Origin of the sequence: Massilia atriviolacea (assembly GCF_003953935.1) — a bacterium.
In the GTDB taxonomy this organism is placed as follows: Bacteria; Pseudomonadota; Gammaproteobacteria; order Burkholderiales; family Burkholderiaceae_D; genus Telluria_A; species Telluria_A atriviolacea.
The window spans coordinates 71987-92658 of the sequence record NZ_RXLQ01000002.1; the positions used below are offsets into that span (position 1 = coordinate 71987).

General features: G+C 65.8%; 15 protein-coding genes. 8 read left to right on the forward strand and 7 right to left on the reverse strand.

Features of this window, described 5'->3' with window-relative positions; genetic code table 11:
- Positions 1-10: 10 nt before the first annotated feature.
- On the reverse strand, positions 11-994 hold the full coding sequence (locus EJB06_RS03395) for a type II secretion system F family protein (RefSeq protein WP_126072604.1): 984 nt from the start codon (positions 992-994) through the stop codon (positions 11-13).
- Positions 995-1082: 88 nt separating this feature from the next.
- On the opposite strand from EJB06_RS03395, the gene EJB06_RS03400 reads away from it, so the two are divergent.
- Together EJB06_RS03400 and EJB06_RS03405 are read left to right on the forward strand one after the other, a co-directional pair.
- Positions 1083-1787, forward strand: a complete 705-nt coding sequence (locus tag EJB06_RS03400; protein WP_126072605.1) for a glutathione S-transferase family protein — start codon at positions 1083-1085, stop codon at positions 1785-1787.
- 18 nt (positions 1788-1805) lie between these two features.
- The gene (locus tag EJB06_RS03405; RefSeq protein ID WP_126072606.1) at positions 1806-2426 is read left to right on the forward strand and encodes a glutathione S-transferase family protein; all 621 of its coding nucleotides are present in this window, start codon (positions 1806-1808) and stop codon (positions 2424-2426) included.
- 141 nt (positions 2427-2567) lie between these two features.
- Here EJB06_RS03405 and EJB06_RS03410 read toward each other — a convergent pair whose 3' ends face one another.
- From EJB06_RS03410 to EJB06_RS03420, 3 genes are read right to left on the reverse strand one after another with little or no spacing between them, the layout of a single operon-like run.
- On the reverse strand, positions 2568-3419 hold the full coding sequence (locus EJB06_RS03410; protein WP_229426914.1) for a CheR family methyltransferase: 852 nt from the start codon (positions 3417-3419) through the stop codon (positions 2568-2570).
- On the reverse strand, positions 3407-8578 hold the full coding sequence (locus EJB06_RS03415; protein ID WP_126072607.1) for a HAMP domain-containing protein: 5172 nt from the start codon (positions 8576-8578) through the stop codon (positions 3407-3409). Before EJB06_RS03415 ends, EJB06_RS03410 begins: the two co-directional genes overlap by 13 nt.
- A complete protein-coding gene (locus EJB06_RS03420; protein WP_229426915.1) occupies positions 8575-10476 on the reverse strand; it encodes a putative bifunctional diguanylate cyclase/phosphodiesterase in 1902 nt (633 codons plus the stop codon). Before EJB06_RS03420 ends, EJB06_RS03415 begins: the two co-directional genes overlap by 4 nt.
- Before the next feature lie 473 nt (positions 10477-10949).
- Between EJB06_RS03420 and EJB06_RS03425 the strand changes: the two genes are divergently transcribed.
- On the forward strand, positions 10950-11666 hold the full coding sequence (locus tag EJB06_RS03425) for a helix-turn-helix transcriptional regulator (protein ID WP_126072608.1): 717 nt from the start codon (positions 10950-10952) through the stop codon (positions 11664-11666).
- Here EJB06_RS03425 and EJB06_RS03430 read toward each other — a convergent pair.
- Positions 11641-11931, reverse strand: a complete 291-nt coding sequence (locus tag EJB06_RS03430) for a helix-turn-helix domain-containing protein (RefSeq protein WP_229426916.1) — start codon at positions 11929-11931, stop codon at positions 11641-11643. The genes EJB06_RS03425 and EJB06_RS03430 overlap by 26 nt on opposite strands.
- 143 nt (positions 11932-12074) lie before the next feature.
- Between EJB06_RS03430 and EJB06_RS03435 the strand changes: the two genes are divergently transcribed.
- Complete coding sequence (locus EJB06_RS03435) at positions 12075-12662, forward strand: acyl-homoserine-lactone synthase (protein ID WP_126072609.1); 588 nt, start codon at positions 12075-12077, stop codon at positions 12660-12662.
- A 9-nt stretch (positions 12663-12671) separates the two neighbouring features.
- Here EJB06_RS03435 and EJB06_RS03440 read toward each other — a convergent pair whose 3' ends face one another.
- Positions 12672-13688, reverse strand: coding sequence for a hypothetical protein (locus tag EJB06_RS03440; protein WP_126072610.1), 1017 nt, complete (start codon positions 13686-13688; stop codon positions 12672-12674).
- Between the two features lie 319 nt (positions 13689-14007).
- On the opposite strand from EJB06_RS03440, the gene EJB06_RS03445 reads away from it, so the two are divergent.
- Genes EJB06_RS03445 through EJB06_RS03455 form a run of 3 tightly spaced genes read left to right on the forward strand, consistent with a single transcriptional unit; the run spans position 14008 to position 15331 of the window.
- Complete coding sequence (locus EJB06_RS03445) at positions 14008-14334, forward strand: ArsR/SmtB family transcription factor (protein ID WP_126072611.1); 327 nt, start codon at positions 14008-14010, stop codon at positions 14332-14334.
- Positions 14331-14744, forward strand: coding sequence for an SRPBCC family protein (locus EJB06_RS03450; RefSeq protein WP_126072612.1), 414 nt, complete (start codon positions 14331-14333; stop codon positions 14742-14744). The genes EJB06_RS03445 and EJB06_RS03450 overlap by 4 nt, the downstream gene beginning before the upstream one ends.
- Positions 14741-15331 (forward strand): YdeI/OmpD-associated family protein, encoded by a 591-nt coding sequence (locus tag EJB06_RS03455; protein WP_126072613.1) that lies wholly within the window; start codon positions 14741-14743, stop codon positions 15329-15331. The genes EJB06_RS03450 and EJB06_RS03455 overlap by 4 nt, the downstream gene beginning before the upstream one ends.
- On the opposite strand, the gene EJB06_RS03460 is transcribed toward EJB06_RS03455, so the two are convergent.
- Positions 15332-17404 carry a prolyl oligopeptidase family serine peptidase gene (locus EJB06_RS03460; protein WP_126072614.1) on the reverse strand — a complete coding sequence of 691 codons (2073 nt, stop codon included), beginning with the start codon at positions 17402-17404 and terminating at the stop codon, positions 15332-15334.
- Positions 17405-17640: 236 nt separating this feature from the next.
- On the opposite strand from EJB06_RS03460, the gene EJB06_RS03465 reads away from it, so the two are divergent.
- Positions 17641-20655: a CHASE domain-containing hybrid sensor histidine kinase/response regulator family protein gene (locus EJB06_RS03465; protein WP_126072615.1), complete on the forward strand. Its 3015-nt coding sequence runs from the start codon at positions 17641-17643 to the stop codon at positions 20653-20655.
- Positions 20656-20672 lie beyond the last annotated feature (17 nt).

Sequence of the window (20672 nt, forward strand, 5' to 3'; positions counted from 1 at the left end):
CCTGGGGCGTTCACAGTGGCGCGGCCGGGTGCGGCGGACTAGCGAGTATGCTCGACGCCATCCACACGGCCACCAGCGCGTAGAACACGCGCGGCAGCCAGGCCATCATCTCCAGCTGGAAGCGGTTGATGCTGTCGCTCTCGCTGGCGGCATGGCGGCGCAGCATCTCGGGCAGCGTGCCGCTTTCTTCCCCTGTCAGCACCAGCGCGCGCAGCTGGCGGGTATCGGCCAGGCGCAGCGCGCCGACCGCCTGCGCCAGCGTGGCGCCGGCTTCGAGCTTGGGCAGCATCGCTTCCAGGTCGGCGCGCACGATGCGGTTGCCGACCGTGTCCAGCGCCACCGGCATGGCGTCGAACAGCGGCAGGCCGGCATCGAGCAGCAGCGCCAGGCTGTCGACAAAGTCGCGCATATTGCGCCGCAGGTGCATCGGGCCGAAGACGGGGAGCGCCAGCAGGGCGCGTTCAATGCCGGCGCGCCCGGGCGACTCGCTGCCGGAGCCGAACCATTCGCTCGCGCGCAGCGCCAGCAGGGCGGCGCCCGCGAGCACCAGCAAGGGCGCCAGCACGCGCCACAGGTAGCCGCCGGCCGACAGGGTACCGGCGACCATTTGCGGCAGTGGCTGCACCAGCAAGGCGATGATCAGGATCGCGACCGGCAGCATCATGCGCGAGCGCAGCAAGGACAGTTGCCGCTCGCGCGTGGCATGGAAATCGGCCAGCAGCTGGTAGGCCGCCAGCGCTCTGCCGGCAGTGAAGGCGGCGCGCAGAAGGCGCGCTTCGAACACGGTGAACAAGCCGCTCGCCAGCCCCGCGCCGGCCGGCTCGTTGCGGCGCGCCGCCAGCTTGCGGAATGCCGCTACCCGTTCGCGCCCGCTGCGCCCCAGGTCGAGCAGCGCGTAGGCCTTGTCCGGCGGCAGGCCGGCCTTTTCCATGGCCGCCAGGTGCTGGAACAGCTGCGCGCGCAGCGGGGCGGGAAGAGGGCGGTGGCGGGTCATGCCGGGATTGTGGCACAGCGTGAGCGAAGCCGCCAAATTGGCGCTATGATGCGGCTTGCTGTTTCGTCATCAACCCGAAAGGAATGCCATGATCGATCTGTATTCGGCCGCCACGCCGAACGGCCACAAAGTCTCCATCGCACTGGAAGAACTGGGCTTGCCGTACACCTTGCACGCGCTTGAGCTGAACCAGAACCAGCAGAAGGAAGACTGGTTCCTCGCCATCAATCCGAACGGCCGCATTCCGGCGATTGTCGACCGCGCCGAAGACAACTTTGCGGTGTTCGAGTCGGGCGCCATCCTGGTCTACCTGGCCGAAAAGACCGGGCGGCTGATGCCGGCGGACGTCAAGGGCCGTTCGCAAGTCATGCAGTGGCTGATGTTCCAGATGGGCGGCATCGGTCCGATGATGGGGCAGGCGAATGTGTTTTACCGCTACTTCCCCGAAAAGATCCAGCCCGCGATCGACCGTTACCAGGGCGAGAGCCGGCGCCTGTTCAAGGTGCTCGACGGCCGCCTGCGCGATCATGAATTCCTGGCCGGCGATTATTCGATCGCCGATATCGCCAACTGGGCCTGGGTGCGCACGCACAAGTGGTCGGGCGTATCGGTCGAGGACCTGCCGCACCTGCAGCGCTGGATCGACGCCATTCGCGCGCGGCCCGCGGTGGAAAAGGGCTTGCAGATGCCGCCGTCGCCGCGCGAGCTCAATTCGTCGAGCGAAGAGGAAGCGGCCAAATTCTCGGCCGCCGCCCGCACCATGCTCGAAACCGGCCAGTCGCGCAACACCTAACCACTCGCAAGGATGCCCATGAAACTGTACGTCAGCACGTTCGCGCCCAACCCGCGCCGGGTTACCATGTTCATCGCCGAAAAAGGCATTACCGGGATCGAGCAGGTGATGATCGACCTGGCCGCGAATGAACACAAGAGCGAGGCTTATGTGGCCAAGAATCCGCTGGCGCGCGTGCCGGCGCTGGAACTGGACGACGGCCGCGTGCTGTGCGAAACGCGCGCCATCTGCACCTATCTGGAAGGGCTGTATCCGGAGCCGAACCTGATGGGCGAAGGGTTCGAGGAGCGCGCCTTTATCGAGATGGCCGACCGCCGCGTGGAGATGCATCTGTTCCTGGGCATCGCCAACAGCGTGCGCCACACGCATCCGGGACTGGCGGTGCTGGAGCAGCCGCAGTTTCCCGACTTCGGCGCCTCGCAGGGCGAGAAGATGCGCGAGCACGCGCGCTGGCTCGATGGCGAACTGGCCAAGCGGCCGTTCGTGGCAGGGGAGCGGTTTACGGTGGCCGATATCACGGCGTGGTGCGCGCTCGAATTTGCGCGTGGCTTGATGAAGTTCAGGCCGGGCGCGGAAGGCATGGCGCATTTGCAGGCGTGGCGCGACCGCATGGCGGAACGGCCGTCGGCGGCGCGCTAGAGCAGGAATGCCGCGATGGTCCGGCAAATTCGGGGGTATTCATCGGCGTAACAGCGGAAATGGCCGATGTAATCGGTTTCTTGGCGGCGGCGCGCTTGCGGCGCGCTACGCGACGCGCTACGCGACGCGCTACGCGACGCGCTACGCGACGCGCTTGTACCACGCCTGATGCGCAAACACCGGCTGGTAGCTGGCCGCCAGCGTGTCGCCCGGCGCCAGCGCGCGGTCGATGCCCAGCACCCCGAAGCGCGCCAGGCTGTCGTGAAACAGGCGCAGCACGCGCTGGCGCAGCAGCGGTCCGAAATCGGCCAGCGCGCGCCGGCATAGGATCAGCTGGAACTCGTTGAACGAGGCATCCGTCACCAGATTGTACTGTGCCCACGTGACGCGGCTGCGCAGCGCCGGCAGCAGCACCGCGCGCTTGCCGCGCACCTCGAAATAATCGGCCAGCTTGGCCGTGCCGCCGCTTTTCAGGTAGTTCTCCTGGTACTGCGCCATGCGCTCCATGGGAATGCTGGCGTCGACCGCTTCGGCCAGCAGTTCCTCGTTGGCGACGGTGGCAAAAATCTCGGTCCGCCGATGCATCTTCTGCTCGGCCAGCAGAATCGCCAGCGACCACGCTTCCTCCGCATGCGCGCATTCGGCCAGCCACACCTTCGGCAGCGCCGACGCGCCCAGGCAGGTACACAGCACCTCGCGCAGCTGGCGCACCTGCTCCGGGTCGTCGAACAGGAAGGCCGGCCGCACGCTCAGCGCGCGCAGCAGCGCCGATGCCGACGCCGCGTCGTGCAGCACGCGGTCCTGCAGCAGCGATACCGTCGCCAGATCGCGCTCGGCCATCAAGCCAAGCACCCGCCGTTTCAGGCCGCAGCGCTCGTAGGCGCGGAAGTCGAAGCCGTAGCGCTGGAAAACCCCTTCCAGCAAAAGGTCGATTTCCAGCTCGTCGCCGGCAGCACCGGGGCCTTGCCTCGCCGTCCCGTTCAATGCAGCCACACCCGCATCAGCGACAGCAGCTGCGCCACGTCGACCGGCTTGGTGATGTAGTCCGAAGCACCGGCCGCAATGCACTTGTCGCGGTCGCCCTTCATCGCCTTGGCGGTAAGGGTGATGATCGGCAGCGACTTGAACTTCGGTATGCGCCGGATCGCGCGCATGGTGTCGTAGCCGTCCATCTCGGGCATCATGATGTCCATCAAAACGATCTCGATGGTCGGGTCCTTTTCCAGCACCTCGATGCCGTCCCGGCCATTTTCGGCGAAGGAGACTTGCATCTGCTGGCGTTCCAGCAGCGACGACAGGGCGAAGATGTTGCGCAGGTCGTCGTCGACGATCAGTACCTTGCGCCCGGCCAGGCCGCCATCGGCCGCGTGGATTTCTTCCAGCATGCGGCGCTGCAGTTCGGGCAACGAGGCGTGCGAACGGTGCAGGAACAGGGCGGTTTCGTCGAGCAGGCGTTCGGGCGAACGCGCATCCTTGATGACGATGGTCTTGGCGTAGCGTTTCAGCTTGGTCACTTCCTTGCGGTTCAACTCCTTGGCGGTGTAGATCACGATCGGCAGGTCGCGCAGGGCCGGGTCCTTGCCGATCACGTCGAGCAGGTCGAAGCCGCTGATGTCGGGCAGGGTCAGGTCCAGCACCATGCAGTCGAAGTGCGAGCCGCGCAGCGCCTCCAGCGCGGCGGCGCCGGTTTCCACGGCCACGATGCGCAGGTCGGCGTCGCCGATCAGGGCGATGATCGAGTCGCGCTGCATTTTCTCGTCGTCGACCACCAGCAGGCTGCGTTTGCCGCCCAACAAAAACTTCTGGATGCGCGTGAATTCCTCTTGCAGCGCGTCGCGTTCGACCGGTTTGTCGATGTACGAAATGGCGCCCTGGCGCAGCGCCCGTTCGCGCTCGTGCAGGGTGGACATCACATGCACCGGAATGTGGCGCGTGCTCGGGTCGCGTTTCAGGCGGTCGAGCACCGTAAAGCCGTCGATGTGCGGCAGGTCGAGGTCGAGCAGGATGGCCGACGGCAGGTAGTCGCGCGCCAGCGACAGCGCCGAATCGCCCTGGTGCGTCACGATCGCCTTGAAGTTCTTCTCGCGCGCGAACTCCATCACTTCCTTGGCGAAGACTTCGTCGTCTTCGATGATCAGCACCGACGGGTCGCCCGGGGCGATCAGGCCGCGGTCGTCCAGCACCGAGGCATAATCGACCAGCTGCGCCTGCGCCGCCGCTTCCGGGGCGGCGCTGCTGTCGTACGGGGTCACGCTGCTGGCAACCACCACGGTCGACGGCGGCGGCGCCAGGCGCGCAGGCTGCGGCTGGCGCGCCTGGTCGTAGTTGATGAAGCCGGCCCGGTTGTAAGGCAGGAACAGGGTAAACGTGGAGCCGGCGTTGACCACCGATTCGACCCGGATCTCGCCGCCCAGCAGGCGCGCCAGCTCGCGCGAAATCGACAGGCCAAGGCCGGTGCCGCCGTACTTGCGCGCGGTCGAGCCGTCGGCCTGCTGGAACGCTTCGAAAATCAGTTGCAGCTTGTCGGCCGCGATACCCACGCCGGTGTCGCGCACCGAGAACGCCAGCACCGCGTCGGCATGCAGCAGGTTCGGATGGTCGCTGGTCCAGCCGCTGGTCACCAGCGAAATTTCAAGCGCGACTTCGCCGTGGCTGGTGAACTTGAAGGCGTTCGAGAGCAGGTTTTTCAGCACCTGCTGCAGGCGCGTGGTGTCGGTCATCACGGCCGTCGGCAGGGCGTCCGCCAGCAGCACGGTGAAGCCCAGGTGCTTGGCTTCGGCCATGTGGCGGAAGGTGCGGTCGACGTAGTTACGCAAGTTCGAGAAGCGGTATTCCGACACGTCGAGTGTCACGGTTCCGGATTCGATCTTGGACAGGTCGAGGATGTCGTTAATCAGAGTCAGCAGGTCCGATCCGGAACCGTGGATCGTCTTTGCGAACTCTACTTGCTTTCCCGAGAGGTTGCCCTCCGGGTTATCCGACAACTGCTGCGCCAGGATCAGCAGGGAGTTGAGCGGCGTGCGCAGTTCGTGCGACATATTCGCCAGGAACTCGGACTTGTACTTGGACGACAGCGCCAGCTGGGTCGCTTTTTCTTCCAGGGCCAGCTTGGCTTGCTCCACCTCGCGGTTCTTGCGTTCCACCTCGATGTTCTGTTCGGACAGCAGGCGCGCTTTCTCGGCCAGTTCCTGGTTGGTCTGCTGCAGTTCCTGCGCCAGCGACTGCGACTGCGTCAGCAGCGACTCGGTACGGCTGTTCGCCTCGATCGTGTTGAGCACCACGCCGATCGATTCCATCAGCTGGTCGAGGAAGGAGAGGTGGGTTTCGGTAAAGCGGTCGAGCGAGGCGATTTCGATCACGGCCTTGACCTGCTGTTCGAACAGGATCGGCAGCACCACGATATTGGTCGGCGGCGCCGCGCCCAGGCCGGACGACACCACGATGTAGTCGCGCGGCACGTCGGTCAGCCAGATGCGGGTTTTCTCCACCGCGCACTGGCCGACCAGGCCTTCGCCGGGCAGGAAGGAGGTGGCCAGCTTGCGGCTGGAACGGTAGCCGTAGCTGGCGATCATGCGCAGGCGCGCGTCGAGTTCCTGCGAGTCCATCATGTAGAACACGCCGTGGTGGGCCGACACCAGCGGCGCCAGCTCGGACAGGATCAGTTTCGTCACCGCCTGCAGGTCGCGCTGGCCTTGCAGCAGGCGGGTAAAGCGCGCCAGGTTGGTCTTGAGCCAATCCTGCTGCGCATTCTTTTGCGTGGTTTCCTTGAGGTTGCGGATCATCTCGTTGATGTTGTCCTTCAGGTAGGACACCTCGCCGCGCGCTTCCACCTGGATGGAGCGCGACAGGTCGCCGCGCGTCACCGCCGTCGCCACCTCCGCGATTGCGCGCACCTGGTTGGTCAGGTTGGCGGCCAGCTGGTTGACGTTCTCGGTCAAGTCCTTCCAGGTGCCGGCCACGCCGGACACATTGGCCTGCCCGCCCAGCTTGCCCTCGGTACCCACCTCGCGCGCCACCCGCGTCACTTCCGACGCGAACGAGGACAATTGGTCCACCATCACATTGATGGTGTCTTTCAGTTCCAGGATCTCGCCCTTGACGTCCACCGTGATCTTCTTGGACAGGTCGCCGCGCGCCACGGCGGTGGTCACCGCCGCGATGTTCCTCACCTGGCCGGTCAGGTTGGAGGCCATGAAGTTCACGTTGTCGGTCAAGTCCTTCCAGGTGCCGCCCACCCCCGGCACGTAGGCCTGGCCGCCGAGTTTTCCTTCGGTACCCACCTCGCGCGCCACCCGCGTCACTTCCGACGCGAACGAGGATAATTGGTCCACCATCACGTTGATGGTGTTTTTCAGCTCCAGGATCTCGCCCTTGACGTCCACCGTGATCTTCTTGGACAGGTCGCCGTTCGCCACCGCCGTCGTCACGTCGGCGATGTTCCGTACCTGGCCGGTGAGGTTGCCCGCCATCGAGTTGACCGAGTCGGTCAAGTCCTTCCAGGTGCCTGCCACGCCTTTCACCTGCGCCTGGCCGCCGAGTTTTCCTTCGGTACCCACCTCGCGCGCCACCCGCGTCACTTCCGACGCGAACGAGGATAATTGGTCCACCATCACGTTGATGGTGTTTTTCAGCTCCAGGATCTCGCCCTTGACGTCCACCGTGATCTTCTTGGACAGGTCGCCGTTCGCCACCGCCGTCGTCACGTCGGCGATGTTGCGCACCTGGCCGGTCAGGTTGCCCGCCATCGAGTTCACGCCGTCGGTCAGGTCTTTCCAGGTGCCGGCCACGCCGGGCACATTGGCCTGGCCGCCCAGCTTACCCTCGGTACCCACCTCGCGCGCCACGCGCGTCACTTCCGAGGCGAAGGAGTTCAACTGGTCGACCATCACGTTGATGGTGTTTTTCAGTTCCAGGATCTCGCCCTTGACGTCCACCGTGATCTTTTTAGACAGGTCGCCGTTCGCCACCGCCGTCGTCACGTCGGCGATGTTCCGTACCTGGCCGGTGAGGTTGCCCGCCATCGAGTTGACCGAGTCGGTCAAGTCCTTCCAGGTGCCTGCCACGCCTTTCACCTGCGCCTGGCCGCCGAGTTTTCCTTCGGTACCTACCTCGCGCGCCACCCGCGTCACTTCCGACGCGAACGACGACAACTGGTCGACCATCACGTTGATGGTGTTTTTCAGCTCCAGGATTTCGCCCTTGACGTCCACCGTGATCTTCTTGGACAGGTCGCCGTTGGCCACGGCGGTGGTCACCGCCGCGATGTTCCTCACCTGGCCGGTCAGGTTGGACGCCATGAAGTTCACGTTATCGGTCAAGTCCTTCCAGGTGCCGCCCACCCCCGGCACATAGGCCTGGCCGCCGAGCTTTCCTTCGGTGCCCACCTCGCGCGCCACCCGCGTGACTTCCGACGCAAAGGAGCGCAGCTGGTCCACCATGACGTTGATGGTGTCTTTCAGCTGCAGGATTTCGCCGCGCACGTCCACCGTGATTTTCTTGGACAAGTCGCCGTTCGCCACCGCCGTGGTCACCTCGGCGATGTTACGCACCTGCGACGTCAGGTTACCCGCCATCGAGTTGACCGAGTCGGTCAGGTCCTTCCAGGTGCCGGCAACGTCTTTCACCTGCGCCTGGCCGCCGAGTTTTCCTTCGGTGCCGACTTCGCGCGCCACGCGCGTAACTTCCGACGAGAACGAGGACAGCTGCGCCACCATCGTGTTGGCGGTGGTGGCGGCGTGCAGGTACTGGCCCTTGAGCGGGTGGCCGTCCACTTCCAATGCCATGGTCTGCGACAGGTCGCCCTTGGCCACGGCGCCGATCACGCGCGCCATTTCCGTGGTCGGGCGCACCAGGTCGTCGATCAGGGTGTTGACGGAGCTGATGATGGTGGCCCAGCCGCCCACCACGTTCGGCACCGAGGCGCGCTGCGCCAGCTTGCCTTCGGCGCCGACCACGCGCGAGACGTCGGTCACCGCCTGCACCATCTTTTCCTTGGTTTCGATGATGTCGTTCAGGGTATCGGCGATCTTGCCCGAAATGCCGCTCCAGTCGGATGGCATGCGCGCCGTGAAGTCGCCTTTTTTCAGCGCCATCAGGGTCGACAGCAGGAGCTTGATGTCCAGCTCCTCGGCCATGTCGGTCATTTTGTTCATCGGCTTTGTCCTCGTTTTTTGGGAGTTGAAAGAGCGGCCTGATTCGGGTTCGGGCTCGTTGTTTGGTGTTGGGTTCCTGCCTGCAGCAGCGCCAGCATGTCGGGCGCGGGCAGGGGAGGGCTGAGTAGTTCGCCCTGGAATTCGTCGCAGCCGAGCGATTTTAGAACGGCCAGCTGTCCGGCGCTATGCACGCCCTGCGCCAGCACGCGCAGGCCGAGCGCGCGCCCGAGGTGGACGATGGCCGCGGCCATGTCGGTACCGCGTTCGACGCCGATGGCGCGCACGAAGGCGCGGTCGATCTTCATGGCGTCCAGCGGCAGGTCGCGCAGCATGGCCAGGGCCGCGCCGGCGCTGCCGAAATCGTCGACCGTCAGGCGCACGCCGGCCGCTTTCAGCTGGCGCAGCACGGCCGCGCTGTCGCGCGTGTCGAGCAGCAGGTGTTCGGGAATCTCGAGCTCCAGCCAGCCGGCCCCCAGCTTGCAGCGGCGCAGGTGGGCCAGTACGCGCGCGGCCAGTTCGGGCCGGATCTGCAGCAGCGCCAGGTCGACCGCCATGACGACCTGCGCCACCGGCGCCGCGCGCGCGGCGCGCCAGGCGGCGGCCTGGGCGCATGCCGCGCCCAGCATCCATTCGCATACCTGTTCGAGCAGCAGGCTGTCGGCCACGTCGGGCAGGAAGCGCGGTGCCGCGATCAGGCCGTGGCGCGGGTGGCGCCAGTACAACAGCGCTTCGACCGCGCAGATGGCGCCATCGGGCAGGGCGGCGCGCGGCTGGTACAGCAGGTCGAACTGCCCGCCTGCCAGCGCCGCCTGCAGTTCGGTCACCCACTGGGCGCGCTCGCGTTCGCGCGTGTTGAGCTCTTCGCGAAAGAACTCGATGCTGCCGCGCCGGTGCTGCTTGGCGTGGTACATGGCGGTGTCGGCGTTTTTCATCAGCTGCGCGGCGCTGCCGCCGTCCTGCGGATACAGGCCGATGCCGATGCTGGTGGAGGTCGCGATGCGCTGGCCGTTGATCTCGAAAGGGCGCGAATGCGCCTGCTCGATCTTGCGCGCCACCCGCGCCGCGTTGGCGCCGGCCCCGCGCCCTTCCAGCAGCACCACGAATTCGTCGCCGCCCAGGCGCGCCACCACGTCCGACACGCGCACCGCCGCCAGCAGGCGCGCGGCGACCTGGCGCAGCAGTTCGTCGCCCACTTCGTGGCCGAGCGAGTCGTTGATCTGCTTGAAGCGGTCCAGGTCGAGGAACAGCAGCGCGAATTCGCCGCCGTGGCGGTCGGCGCTGGCGACCGCGTGTTCGAGCTGGGCGATCAGCGAGCGCCGGTTGACCAGGTTGGTCAGCGGATCGCGGATCGAGAGCGCCTGCGCGCGCTGTTCGGCGACCTTGCGTTCGGCCACTTCCTGCTCCAGCGCGCGGTTGATCCGTTCCAGGTCCTGCACGCGCTGCACGCGCAGGTCCTGGTTGAGCAGCGACAGTTCGCGCGTCTTGGCCTGCAGTTCCAGGTTCTTGCGGGTCAGGTCGACGAACACCGCCACCTTGGTTTGCAGGACCTGCGGGATCACCGGTGTAAACAGATAGTCGGCCGCGCCCTTGCTGTACGCTTCCAGCCGGTGCCGTTCGTCGCCGTAATGGGCGGTGATGAAGATGATCGGCACCGCGCTCGAACGCGGGTGCGAGTGGATCGCTTCGGCCGTTTCGAAGCCGTCCATGCCGGGCATGTTCGCGTCCAGCAGGATCACGGCGAAGTCGTGGTTCAGCACCATGCGCAGCGCTTCATGGCCGGAGCGGGCCTTGAGCAGCGCGTAGTGCTGCGCGCGCGTGGCCTCGGACAGGAGGCTTTCGAGCGCCATCAGGCTGGCGCCGTCGTCGTTGACAAGTAAGACTTTCGGAATGATCTGCACGGTGCGGTAGTCTGTTTGAAATGGCTGCCGATCATATTCTTTACCACGGGAACAGCCACTGTATACCAGTGCGCCAAGCAGTCAAGCACCCGGCGGCGGCGGCGCCGGCAGCGCCGGAATGTCACAGCTTACCCTTTCTTGATGACAAGGCGACGAAAAGTGGGGAGAGCCTACCGGAGAATAAATTTCCCCGCCGCACAGTTCATTGCGTAGGATAGCGATGTTGCGATACCGCTACGGGTTTGGCTTCATGGCGCAAGTCAAGCCGACGCAACTGTTAGTTTACTTTCTGCGGGGAATCAGAGGTCAAATTTGTCCAACACAGGGTGTTTTAAACGCCTAAAATACTGACAAATAGTTACATGAATGGGAGAGTTAGTTAACTGAACAATACCCGCTAGTGTCATTACGCGATATTTGTGTAAAATAGGCAACACAAGGGAGTGACGGCAATGGTGAAAATGGGACAACTGATGACGCTTTTGAAAAGCGACCAGGAGAATGGCTGGAGCTCGGCCCTGTTTTCGCTGGCCCACGACCAGGGATTCGACCAGGTGTTATACGGCACGGTGGGCTCGAAGCACGTCAAGCTGGAGACGGCCTTCGTGTACAGCAACTATGCGCCCGCATGGCGCACCCGCTACGACGCCGACAAGCTGCACTATGTCGACCCGACCGTCTCCCACTGCCTGACCAGCTCGTTGCCGATCGTGTGGGAACCGGATACCTTCCACTCCCCCGGCCAGCGCGAGCTGTACGAGGAAGCCTGCGGCTACGGCATCCGTTCAGGCATTACGTTTCCGATCCACGGGCCGAGCGGAGAATTCGGCGTGGTCAGTTTTGCCTCGGACGCCCAGCCCAACAGCGATTTCGACAGCCGGATCAGCCAGCTGATGCCTTCGCTCTCGCTGATCCGCGATTATGCCTTCGAGTCCTCGCTCAAGTTCGTCGCGCCCAAGGCCGGCGCGGAGCCGCTGCCGCGCCTGACCAAGCGCGAGCTGGAAGTGCTCAACTGGGTCATGGTCGGCAAATCTTCGTGGGAAATCTCGAAGATCGTCCTCTGCTCCGAGGCCACGGTGAATTTTCACATCGGTAACATCCGGGTGAAGTTCAACGTCAACACTCGGCAGCAGGCGCTGGTCAAGGCGATCAGCATGGGCATCATCAGCCCGGAAGATCCCCATCGCTGAGCTTGCCCTTGACGTACAGCTTGACCAGGATCGCCACCGGCGCCGGAATGCCGAGGCCGGTCTCGAAGCGGCTGCCGCTCGACTGGGTGACGCCGAAGCGGCCCCAGAATTTTTCCTGGCTTTCGCGCTTGCTGATCCTGAAGCGTTTCAGTTCGCTGTGAGGCGTGCTTGCCATCGTGCCGGCAATCGCAGCGCCGCTATCGTGATCGACCTCGGCGCGATGCTCTGCCACGGAAGCCGACTGGTAATTGAAATCCTGTGCCATAACGTTTCCTCGCAAACAAAAACTCAGTATTTCATCCGGCATGCGAAATGGGTACCTAGCAACTCTACTAGTTATGTTAATGACTTTTTTGCATGATTCTTCATGCAAGTTGCATAACTTTTACATAAAGCGAGGTACTCAAGATGGCTTTGCATATTCGAATCGCCGCACGGCGCGACTTCAAATCACGTGACCTGTGGGAGATGCACAAACTGCGTGCCAAGGTTTTCAAAGACCGGCTGGGCTGGGAGGTGCCGATCATGAGCGGCATGGAAATCGACGGCTACGATGCCCTGGAACCGCTCTACATGATGATCCGCGAGCCGGGCGGCGGCGCCCTGCGCGGTTGCTGGCGCATCCTGCCGACCGAAGGCCCCTACATGCTCAAGGATTCCTTCGCCCAGCTCCTGCACGGCCAGGACGCCCCCCAGAACGACCGCATCTGGGAACTGTCGCGCTTCGCCATCGAAACCGACGGCAATCCGCGCTTCGGTTTTTCGGAGATTACCATGGAATCGATCGGCGAGATCATCAGCTACGGCCATCACGCCGGGCTGGACCAGTACGTGACGGTCACCACGGTCGCCATCGAACGCCTGCTGCGCCGCGCCGGGGTGTTGACCAGGCGCTTCGGCGACCCGGTCCAGATCGGCGTGGAGCGCGCGGTGGCCCTGTACGTGGACATCGCCGGCACCTACGAGGCCATGTTCGAGTCGCGCCTGGCGTCCTGAGCCAGGCTGCTAGCCGGCCTGGGCTGGCGCGAAGGCGGCGATGCGCGCCGTCAGCAGGCGCCAGGCCGGCAGCGCCGTTTCCAGTTGGGCATGGGCGGTGGCGCTCGCCGCCGGCCCTGCCAGCAGCACATTTTTCAGCTCGTCGAGCTCGGCGCGCAGGGCACGCGTGCCGGCCGCCGCAATGCGGATGCCGGCGCCGATCCGGTCCATGCCGCTCAGATAGGCCGACAGGGTCGGCAGCAAGCCCTGCAAATACACCGCTTCGGCCGCCATGGCGGCCTGGCCCGCGCGGATATGGTCGAGCTGGCGCATCACGCTGTCGAGCGCGCCGCTTTGCTTGTCGATCTCCTCGTGCGCCTCATCGTCCGGGCCCTGCAGCCAGCGGCTGTCGCGCCGCGCGCGCGCCTCGGCCAGCCGGCCCTGCAAGCTGTCGACCTGTTGCGCCAGGATGAAGGCGTGCACATGGTCGGCCTGCAGGCGCTCGGTGGCCAGCACGGTGTCGGCTTCCAGCTCGCCCGAAGCGCGCCCCATTTGCGCCAGGTAGCTGCCGACATCCTGGTCGAGGGCCGACAGCGCCTCCGCCGGGGCCGCCAGACGCCGCACCAGTCCGTCGATCAGGCGCACCGCGCCCGGGCCGCAGGAGGGCCGGCCGTGGAACATGTTCAGCAGCGCCGGCGCCAGCAGCGGGGCATCCTGCGCCAGCAGGCTGTCGCCCAGGTGGCGCAGGCCGTCCAGGGCGGCGTGCAGGCCGGGGCGGCTGCGCGTGGCCCAGGCCGCCGCCAGGGTTTTCACCATGAACAGATACTGGGTGACCATCGGCCGGCCGCGTGCTGCGCGCTCGGGCAACTGCGCGATGCGCTGCGACAGGCCGTCGATATCGGCCGCCAGTTCCAGCACGATGCCCGCCCCCAGACCGATGCCGGGACTCCAGAACAGGCCGCCGCCGGTGCTGCGCGCGGCGGACTCGCGCAGGGCCGCCGGCTGGGCGGGGGCGAGCTGGGGAGAAAAAGTGGCCAGGTGTGCCATGGCGATGGCTCCAGTGAAAGGTGGTTGATCGGCGGTTGGACAAGTTCGCGTGACGAACCATTACAAACCTGGCGAGCCGGAGCGAAAAGCTGGCAGGATTGTGAGGGCCGATGAGGCAGGAATGGGACGGCAGGGGCGTCGCGGCGTCCGGGCCGCGTCGGTTGGAACTGAGCAATGAGGCGCAAGTTTGCGCCAATCGATATTCGGCGCGGAAATTTTTGCGTGAACGCGACAGGGCATCGGCGGCGCACATTCCGCTTGATCGATCCATAACCATGTGGTTATAATTAATCCATAGCCAACCAGTGATGAATGAAGCATGCAAAACGACCCGAACGAACTGCTGTTCCGCACGCTGGCCGATCCGACCCGGCGCGCCCTCTTCGAACGGCTGTGCCGGGACGGCGAGCTGACCGTGGGCGCGCTGACCGCGCAGGCCGGGGTCTCGCAGCCGGCCGTGTCCAAGCACCTGAAAAGCCTCAAGCAAGCGGGCCTGGTGCACGACCGTCACGCCGGGCGGCAAACGCACTTCAGCGCCCGGCCGCAGGCACTGGCGCCCTTGCTGGACTGGACTACCCGCATGACGGCTTTCTGGGAAGGCCGCTTCGATTCCCTCGACGATCTCTTGAAAAGGATGGACCAATGAACAATCCCGCCACCGCCACCCGCAGCGTTGTCGTCGAACGCGAGTTCGCCCATCCGCCCGCGAAGATCTGGCGCGCGCTGACCCAGCCGCACCTGATCGAAGCCTGGCTGATGAAAAGCGACTTCGCCGCGCTGCCCGGGCACCGTTTCAGCTTCAGCGCCGAGTGGGGTTCGGTGGCGTGCGAAGTGACCGTGATCGACGCCCAGCGCTCGCTCGCCTACACCTGGTGCGCCATGGGGCTGGAAAGCGTGGTGACCTGGACCTTGACCCCCAGCGCCGGCGGAACGCGCCTGCGGATGGAACAGGCGGGCTTCGGTCCGGAGCAGGAGCAGGCTTACCAGGGCGCGCAGTACGGCTGGCCGGCCTTCCTGACCGCGCTGGAGCGGGTGCTGGCGAGGGAGGAGGGATGAGCGGCGCCAATCCCAGGGTCGACGCGCTGCTGGCGCAGGCGAGCCGCTGGCGCGAGGAGTGCGCGCTGTTGCGGGCCATTGCGCTCGCCAGCGGCCTGACGGAAGACATCAAGTGGGGCCAGCCCTGCTACGTGCACGAGGGCCGCAACATCGTCCTGATCCACGGCTTCAAGGACTATTGCGCGATGCTGTTCTTCAAGGGCGCGCTGCTGACCGATCCCGAGGGGATGTTGGTCATGCAGACCGGCAACGTGCAGTCAGCGCGCCAGGCCAGGTTCACCGGCGCGGCGCAGATCGCGCGCCGGCGCGCGGCCCTGACAGCCTGCATCGCCGAGGCGATCGAGGTGGAGCGCAAGGGCCTGACAGTCGCCAGGCGCGAAACCGGCGACTTTGCGGTGCCGGAAGAATTCCAGGCCGCGCTGGCGCGGCTGCCGGCGCTGCGCAGCGCCTTCGACGCGCTCACCCCGGGCCGCCAGCGCGCCTACCTGCTGCATTTTGCCGGCGCCAAGCAGTCCGCCACCCGCGCCGCGCGCGTGGAAAACTGCATCCCGCCGATCCTCGACGGCCTGGGACTCAAGGACCGCTGATCAGCGCAACTGCGCCAGCAGGAAGCTGTAGGTCAGCGCCCACATCTGCGCCTGCTGGTCGTTGTTGGCCGCGCCCGCGTGCCCGCCCTCCAGGTTCTCCCAATACAGCACGTCGTGCCCCTGCGCCTCCATCAGGGCCACCATCTTGCGCGCATGCCCCGGGTGCACGCGGTCGTCGCGGGTCGAGGTGGTGAGCAGCATGCGCGGATAGCGCTTGTCCCTGAACACATTGTGATACGGCGAGTAGCGCGCGATGTACTCCCACTCGGATGCCACGTCCGGATCGCCATATTCGCCCATCCACGAGGCCCCGGCCAGCAGCTTGTGGTAGCGCCGCATGTCCAGCAGCGGCACCTGGCACACCACCGCGTTGAACAGGTCCGGGCGCTGCGTCATCGCCGCGCCGACCAGCAAGCCGCCATTGCTGCCGCCCATGATGCCCAGGTGGCGCGGACTGCTCACCTTGCGCTCGATCAGGTCCTGCGCCACCGCCAGAAAGTCGTCGAAGGCGCGCTGGCGCTGGTCTTTCAGCGCCGCCTGGTGCCAGCGCGGCCCGAACTCGCCGCCGCCGCGGATATTCGCCAGCACATACACGCCGCCCCTGGCCAGCCAGGCTTCGCCGGTCACGCCGCTGTAGAACGGCTTCATGGAAATTTCGAAGCCGCCATACCCGTACAGCACGGTCGGATTCAGGCCGTCCATCCGCGTCGCGCGGTCCATGACGACAAAATACGGCACCGGCGTGCCATCTTTCGAGATGGCCTCGAACTGCTTGACGATATACGGCCTGGCCTCGAAGAACACCGGCATCGCCTTGAGCGCCCGGCGCCGGTCGCTGCCGACCTGGCCCAGGTACAGGCTGGTCGGCGTGAGGAAGTCGGTCACCGTCAGGAAGTACTTGTCCGAGCCGATCGGGTCGAGCGAACTGACGCCCAGGGCGCCGAAGGCCGGCGCGTTCACCTCGCGCCGCTGCCACTGGCCATTGACGTGGCGCAGTTCGACGATGCGGTTCTTCACATTGTCGAGCTCGGTTAGCAGGAGGGCGCCGGCGGTCATGGCCACCCCGTCCAGCGAACTGGTCGCGCTCGGCGTGAACAGGACGGCAAACTCGCGCTCGCCGGCCATGAAGCGCTCGAAACCGGTGGCCAGCAGCGCCCCTTGCGGATAGGTGCGCCCGCCCGCCTGCCAGTCCGAGCGCAGTTCGATGATCAGCTGGTCGCGCACAGTGTAGGCATTGGCGTCGTCGGGCTTGTCGACGCGCGCGAGCCGCTCGCCGCTGCGCAGGAACAGCTCGCTGCTATAGAAGCCGATCTGGCGCTCGACGAACTCGTGTTCGTAGCCGGGCGTGAAGTCGCGGTAGGCCGACACGCTCAGGTCGTCGGCTTGCGCTTCGAACAGCGTGACGGCCTCGGCCAGGGCTGTGCCGCGCCGCCATTCCTTGACGATGCGCGGGTAGCCCGACGCCGTCATGCTGCCCGGCCCGAAGTCGGTGGCCACCGCCAGCCGGTCGCTATCGAGCCAGCGCGCGCTGCACTTGGACTCGGGCAGGACAAAGCCGTCGGCCACGAAGGCCTTGCCGGCCAGGTCGAATTCGCGCACCACATGGGCGTCGCCCCCGCCGCGCGAGAGCATCACCAGGCAACGGGTCCCGGCCGGGGGCAGCGAGGACGCGCCGGCCCAGACCCAGTTTTCGTGTTCGGCGGCGGCCAGCTGGTCGAGGTCGAGCACGGTTTCCCAGTCCGGCGCCTCGCTCTGGTAACTGTCCAGCGTGGTGCGGCGCCACAGCCCGCGCACGTGGATGGCGTCGCGCCAGAAGTTGTACATCAGTCCGGCGTGTTCGCTGATGTAGGGAATCCTGGCCTTGTCGTTGAGGATGGTGCCGAGGCGCTCGCGCAGCGCCGCAAAGCCGGGCTGGCCTTCCAGCTCGGCCTCGCACACGGCGTTGCGCGCGCGCACCCAGTCGAGCGCCGGCCCGGCGCTGACGTCTTCCAGCCACAGATGAGGGTCGCCGTCGCCATCGCCGCGCGCCGTTTCCCTTGTTTCCGATATGATTTCACCAATTAAATGCCGCATTCATGCTCCTGTTTCTTGTCTGGATTGACGATCTGCCATGGCGCGGACGCGACAGTAAAATTTATCAATTGCATGTTCTCTTTCTGCAAAGTACCCTTAAGGCAGTGGGGCATGCGTGCGGCGGGGCCGCGCGCGCCTTCGATTTGATGACTAGTATGCCGCCTCGCGGGCGGTTTCCAAGTACCAGCGAGCGAAAATAACGGGGTTGGACGATGACGGAAGCGATCGAGCGCAGCATGGCAGGCCCCGTCGGCGGCCGTCCTGTCTCGCGCCTGGTGTGGTGGGGCGCGGGCCTGACGCTGTCGATGCTGGTGGCGTCGCTGCTGCACGCGGGCGCCACCCGGACCGTCGACGCCGACGCGCGCCAGCGTTTCGACGCCTTTGCGCGCGGGGCGCAATCGAGCCTGTCGACCCGCGTCAAGTCGTATTCCGACCTCACGCGCGGCATGTCGGCCCTGTTCCAGAGTGCCGATGCGCCCAGCCGCCTGCATTTTCACCGCTACGTGCAGGCGCTCGGCATGCGCACGCATTATCCGGCGATCGACAGCGTCACCTTCGCGCGCCACGTCACGGCGGCCGAACGCGATGAACTGGTCGCCTCGGTGCGCGCCGACCGCAGCGTGGATGCGGGCGGCTACCCCGACTTCGCGATTCGCCCTGAGGGCAAACGGGCCGCCTACACGGTGCTGACCTATATCGAACCGGAGCTGGCGCGCGCCAACAGCCGCCTGGGCCTGGACATCGGCGCCAATCCGGTCGCCGCCGCCCATCTGGACCACGCGCGCGACACCGGCACGATCAGCGCTTCCGGTATGCCGATCCTGGTCCAGGAACCGCGTCCGCACGTGGCGCTGGGCATGCGCATGCCGGTCTACCGCAGCGGCGCGCTGCTGTACAGCGTGGAAGCGCGCCGCGCCGCCTATATCGGCAGCGTGGGGGTGGGCTTTTCGGTGCCGGCGCTGGTCGGCAGCGCGCTCGAAGAAATGCCGCAGCGGCGCCTGCGCCTGGCGCTGTACGCCGACGGCGCGCCCGACCCCGAGCGCCGCACCCTGGCCCTGGGCCCCCAGGACCGGCTGCTGTACAACGACCACGACCCGGTCGCAGGCCAGGACGAGGACCACTGGTTCGACACCGTGCTCCCGGTCGACTACAACGGGCGCCTGTGGAAGGCGCATTTCCGCGCCGCCCGCGCGGACCTGTACAGCGAATTCGATACGATCCTGCCGCCGCTCACCTTCGGGGCCGGCTTCCTGGTGACCCTGCTGGCGTATGCCTATTTCTTTACCCTGTACCGCTCGCGCCGCACCGCCATCGAACAGCGCGTGCTGCTCGACTCGGTCCTGAACAGCATCGACGCGCACGTGTACATGAAGGACCGCGAGCGCCGTTACATCTATATCAACGCGCGCACCGCCGAAGCGATGGGGCAGCCGGCCGAAGCCATCATCGGCAAGCTCGATCGCGAGGTCATGTCGCCCGAGCAGGCCGATGTCTACTGGGCCCAGGACAGCCAGATCTTTGTCGACGGCGCGCGCCACGCCAGCCAGGTCGAATTCACCCAGCCCGACGGCGAGGTGCGCCAGCTGTGGACGGTCAAGGTGCCGGTGCTGCTCGACGGCGAGGTGAGCGCCGTGATCGGCCTGTCGACCGACGTCACCGAACTGCACAAGCTCAAGGCGCAGGCCGACGCCGCCAACCAGGCCAAGAGCAACTTCCTGTCGAACATGAGCCACGAGATCCGCACGCCGATGAACAGCATCATCGGCATGTCGCACCTGGCGCTCAAGACGGTGGCCAATCCGAAGCAGCGCGACTACCTCGAAAAAATCCATCATTCGAGCCAGCACCTGCTCGGCATCATCAACGACATCCTCGATTTTTCCAAGATCGAGGCCGGCAAGCTGGAACTCGAGGTGCTCGATTTCGGCCTGTACGCGCTGATGCAGAACATCGCCAACCAGCTCGGCGACGCGGCCGCCAACAAGCACCTGGCGCTCGACTTCGAGATCGACCCGGCGCTGGGGCAGCAATTGCGCGGCGACCCGCTGCGGCTGGAACAGGTGCTGCTCAATTTCACCTCGAACGCGATCAAGTTCTCGGAAAACGGCAGGATCCGCGTGCGCGCGCTGGCCGGGCGCGTCGACGAGAACGACATCATGGTGCGCTTCGAAGTCGAAGACGCCGGCATCGGCATGAGCGAGGCCGAAATCGCCGACCTGTTCAAATCCTTCCACCAGGCCGACCCCTCGACCACGCGCAAATACGGCGGCACCGGCCTGGGTCTGGTGATCAGCAAGCAGCTCGCGGAGCTGATGGGCGGCACCGTCGGCGTCGACTCCATTCCCGGCCACGGCAGCTGCTTCTGGTTCACGGCGCGCCTGGGCAAGGCGCTCAACTTCCTGCCGGGCGGGCGCGACACGGTCGACGCGGCGGTGCTCGAACAGCTGCGCGGCGCCTACATCCTGCTGGTCGAAGACAATGTCTTCAGCCAGCAGGTGGGCCAGGAACTGCTGGAAGAAGCCGGCTCCACGGTGGTGGTGGCCAACAACGGCAAGGAAGCGATCGACCTGATGCTCAAGGAGCGCTTCGACTGCGTGCTGATGGACGTGCAGATGCCGGTGATGGACGGTTTCGAAGCGACCCGCATGATCCGCTCCGACCCGCGCCTGCGCGACGCGCTGGTGATCGCCATGACCGCCAACGCCGGCCGCGACGACCAGGCGCGCTGCCTGGAGGCGGGCATGAACGAATTCGTGACCAAGCCGATTTCGCCCAAGCTGCTGTTCGAGGTGATCGCCCGCTGGCTGGCCACGCGCCCGGCGCGCAACGGACGGCGGCGCGTGGCCGAAGCGGCCGACCAGGCGCCGACGCGCATGTCGGCCGCGCCGGTGGTATCAATCGACGCCGGCATGCTCGACATGGGCGCGCTGTCGCTCACTTTCGGCGCCAATCCGCTCAAGATGCGCAAATACGCCTTCATGTTCCTCGACTCGGCGCGCGACGGCCTGGCCGACGTCAGCGAAGCGCTCGACCGCGGCGATGTCGAGCGCATGGCGGACCTGGGGCACCGCATCAAGGCCTCGGCCAAGGCGGTGGGCGCGATGCGGTTTGCGGCCCTGTGCCAGGACCTCGAAGCCCTGCGCCACGGCGGCACGCCGGACCAGGCGCGCACCCTGGTGGCCAGCATGTACACGCTGCTCGACCGGTTGAACGAGCACATCGCGCACGAGCTCACCGAATCGGCAAGCTGAGCCCGCTTTGGGGCGTT